Genomic DNA, 254 nt, shown 5'->3' with positions numbered 1-254 from the left:
CGATCGCCCTGTGTCAGTCCGTCGATGGTGGTGCTGGCCCGGGATTGTTCTGCCAGCGTTATCAGCCGCTGCCAGGTCTCGGCTTCAGCCGCGCTGAAGGCGTCCTGGCGCTCCCCTGCCAGCACCTGTCCGGCCGCTTCAATAATCGGCCGATACCCGGTACAGCGGCAGAGATTGCCGCCCAGAGCCAGATCGATCTCGTGGCGGGTATGGGCATCCGGGTTGGCCGGATCAAATTCGTTGACGGTCTGCAC

1 protein-coding gene is annotated in these 254 nt (G+C 64.2%); it reads right to left on the bottom strand.

Annotation, left to right across the window (positions count from 1 at the left end; all coding sequences use genetic code 11):
* Positions 1-254, bottom strand: a 254-nt coding sequence (locus Q4563_RS21115; RefSeq protein WP_303605917.1) for a 2Fe-2S iron-sulfur cluster-binding protein, incomplete at both ends; no start/stop codon positions are given.

It is taken from the genome of Gilvimarinus sp. 1_MG-2023, from assembly GCF_030548285.1.
The sequence above is the reverse complement of the archived record's forward strand: the minus strand, read 5'-3'. Positions and strand labels throughout refer to the sequence as shown.